Source organism: Chlorogloea sp. CCALA 695, assembly GCF_003003885.1.
Lineage (GTDB): Bacteria > Cyanobacteriota > Cyanobacteriia > Cyanobacteriales > Chroococcidiopsidaceae > Aliterella.
This window is the reverse complement of sequence record NZ_PVWN01000141.1, coordinates 1-2,741: the sequence shown is the minus strand read 5'-3', so window position 1 is coordinate 2,741 and position 2,741 is coordinate 1. Positions and strand designations below refer to the sequence as shown.

The 2,741-nt window shown below is 44.0% G+C and carries 3 protein-coding genes; 1 reads left to right on the top strand and 2 read right to left on the bottom strand.

What is annotated here, in order from left to right; all coding sequences use genetic code 11:
• Positions 1–290 precede the first annotated feature (290 nt).
• Both C7B70_RS25465 and C7B70_RS25460 read right to left on the bottom strand, forming a co-directional pair.
• Complete coding sequence (locus C7B70_RS25465) at positions 291–743, bottom strand: hypothetical protein (RefSeq protein ID WP_106371653.1); 453 nt, start codon at positions 741–743, stop codon at positions 291–293.
• Between the two features lie 119 nt (positions 744–862).
• Positions 863–1,549 (bottom strand): HAD family hydrolase, encoded by a 687-nt coding sequence (locus C7B70_RS25460; protein ID WP_106371652.1) that lies wholly within the window; start codon positions 1,547–1,549, stop codon positions 863–865.
• A gap of 347 nt (positions 1,550–1,896) precedes the next feature.
• Here C7B70_RS25460 and C7B70_RS25455 point away from each other — a divergent pair, with 347 nt between their 5' ends.
• Positions 1,897–2,103: a hypothetical protein gene (locus tag C7B70_RS25455; RefSeq protein WP_106371651.1), complete on the top strand. Its 207-nt coding sequence runs from the start codon at positions 1,897–1,899 to the stop codon at positions 2,101–2,103.
• Positions 2,104–2,741: the final 638 nt, after the last annotated feature.

Here is a 2,741-nt window from a genome sequence, read left to right as displayed (position 1 = left end):
GCGTGTTCTCTTATTCTTGAACAATTATTGCCGCGTATTAGCGTTTGCAATCTCTCTTTCTGTTCCAGAAAGGGAAATCCTTTTGCAGGCATTGTCCCCTCCACCCCTTGCCCAATCAACTTTATATATTATACTTTTTTAAAGTCTATTAGCTTAATACTGGATTAAAGACTCAATTTAAAACAAAGCAATTGTCTTAATCTATCTGCCTTAAATAATAGTTTAAGGCAGATATAGCTTTGTTTTAGCAGGAAAGGTTAACGCTGGTTAGACGCTGCTGACATGGCTACTTATTTGCTCCGTGCTTGCTGATAAAAACGTTCAACATTCTGAACATATTTGGCAGTTTGACCGCTAGTACAGCTTGTAGGATTACCTGTCATCCACCAACAAGCTGTACGACGCACTGCCGTAGTCTCATTATTGCTAGTAGCTGCATACTGCTTTGGTAGCTCTCGGCGCACAATACAGCTGACTATACTCCTTGCTACTCCTGGGCTGCTTTCTAGTTGTTTGGGTGTAACTTCACGCCCAAGGCATTGCTTAGACCAGCTAGGAATAATACCCGGTGTAATTTGCCACTGGCTGTATAGTCCATCGTCTTGAATGCTAGTTTTTGGTGCAGCTAGGCGCAGCGCATCAACCATTGCTTCAATTTGAGGCTTGCTTAACTGCTGTGCTTGGGCAGGCAGCGTCCAAAGCGCCAAACTTACAAGCAATCCCCTCAGTAACAATCGTCCCATTATTTTTCCTCTAACTCTAAACGAAACTTCAGACGCTTAACAGTTCGTAATGTTTCCTGGTTTTCAAATGTACTACCACTTGTATCAGCCATATAAACATGAAAGCAATCGTTCCAGCCCTACTTGAGTGGAGATTCATCGTAGTGTGCCAGCAGGTCGGCTATATCTTGGTAGATGGCAATGCACCCTGCCTGACGTAGGTTTTCCTCGGAGAAACCACCAGAAAGTACACCAATTGTGCGTAGGTTCGCACCCCCTGCTGCTTCTGCGTCATAGGGTGTATCGCCCACAACAATGACATTATTAGGAGCAACGTTACCTAACTTATCCAGCGTAACAAAAAACAGATCCGGATCTGGCTTAGACGATTTTACCTCTGTGGTAGTGGTTGCCGCATCGATTAAATCTTCAACATTCAGGATCTGTTTGTAGACTGCCACATCGTCCTTGGTAGCCGAGGAAGCCAGCGCAAGGAGTTTGCCATCTGCTTTAATTAGACTGAACAACTCACGCACTTGAGGAAAAGCTTTTATACGGGGATGATATTCACTCTTGTACAGTTCTCGGCGGTAATCTCGCATCCGTTCACCGAAAGTGGGGCTTTGACCATCATCTGATTGGTTAAGTTCTTCCACGGAGAAAAAGACTGGCATTAACTTGTCACTCCCTTTACCGATTTGGGAGCGGATCTGCTCGTATGGGATCTGATGACCAAAGTGAGTAAAGGTTCTCTCCCAAGACTGGGCATGAAAGTCAACAGTATCAACCAGTGTTCCGTCGATGTCAAAAATTACGGCTTCGATCACAAATTGCTTGCTCTGATGTAGAGTTGTAAAACGTTAATGTATATTGCAGCAGAATTAACACCAGAAATGTTCTGCCGCAAGATAGGTAGACGGGCGTTGATAGGCAACGGGAAATGTATCCGAAAATAACTTAAAAGTAGGATGAGCCTAGATTTTAATCAGAGAATTCGTCGTGGCTTAACGCGCGTACCATTCTAACCAGAGGCGGCAATGATAGAAGTAGAGCAAGCAAGACCACTCAACCTCAACACGATTAACTCTGTTAGAATTAGCGCTCAAGAAAAAAATGAGGCACGAATAAAGTTGAAAACTGTTGAGCAGAATTTGTTATTACTAAAGTCTTAGAGATGAGCAAATGTACAGCTTTAGAACCAGCCCCGACGAGATTCTACGCCCCATCGGGGCTATTTACTGATGAGGATTTGCGCCAATTGAGCGCTGAATACTTAGGCGAACTTATCGTTTCCCCCGGCGGCAGCTTTCGCACTTCGGGTGATTTGGGGCCCACTCTGTCGGTTGTATTGGGAGTGCAGCAAACCCCAACCGAATACTAATGAATCAGCGTATGAGCAAGACGAGCGCGGTCGGTGGAAGAGATCGCATTCCAACTTCTTATCGTACCAAGTCGAAGGAGAGCGCTTTGTCACGGTACGATGGCAAGCGCCAAGACAGCAAAGCAATTTCTGTCGCAGTACTACCCAAGTAGCCGCTTAGACTGTAATTCTTTTCGCAGTAACCAAATTTGATTATACTTACACCTGCTAGCTGATAAAAGCGCGGGTTCTGCTTTATCTACAGGACTCGACACTCAAGATATCATCGGTTAGTAGCGGCATTAAGAAGATGAGCCAATGAGTGTAGTAGCTAGAAAACCATTAGTTATCCCGATTTCAAATGCAGATTAAGCAGGTTTCATCTCTCTCCTTTGGAGAGTCTAGGTAAGCGATTTCGCATTTTCTTACCCATTCAAACTAGCACTTCCTATTTGCAGGATTTATATCTTTTGACTTCTATCTGATGTTAGCGACTGCTAACCTAATTGCGGGCTGCATCTGCTTGATTTGACAGACATTGTGTGCGACATTGTGTGCAAATAACCATCGATTGCCAACTCTGAATCTATCCCAGTAATAAAATTCTACTGATCCAAATGTGAATTGTGGCAAGGGAAATAAAAGCATTGAAATAAGCA

What these genes read in the sequence shown, in the direction of transcription:
- C7B70_RS25465 (WP_106371653.1), bottom strand. Translation starts at nt 743, where the DNA reads ATGGGACGATTGTTACTGAGGGGATTGCTTGTAAGTTTGGCGCTTTGG.
- C7B70_RS25455 (WP_106371651.1), top strand. Translation starts at nt 1,897, where the DNA reads ATGAGCAAATGTACAGCTTTAGAACCAGCCCCGACGAGATTCTACGCC.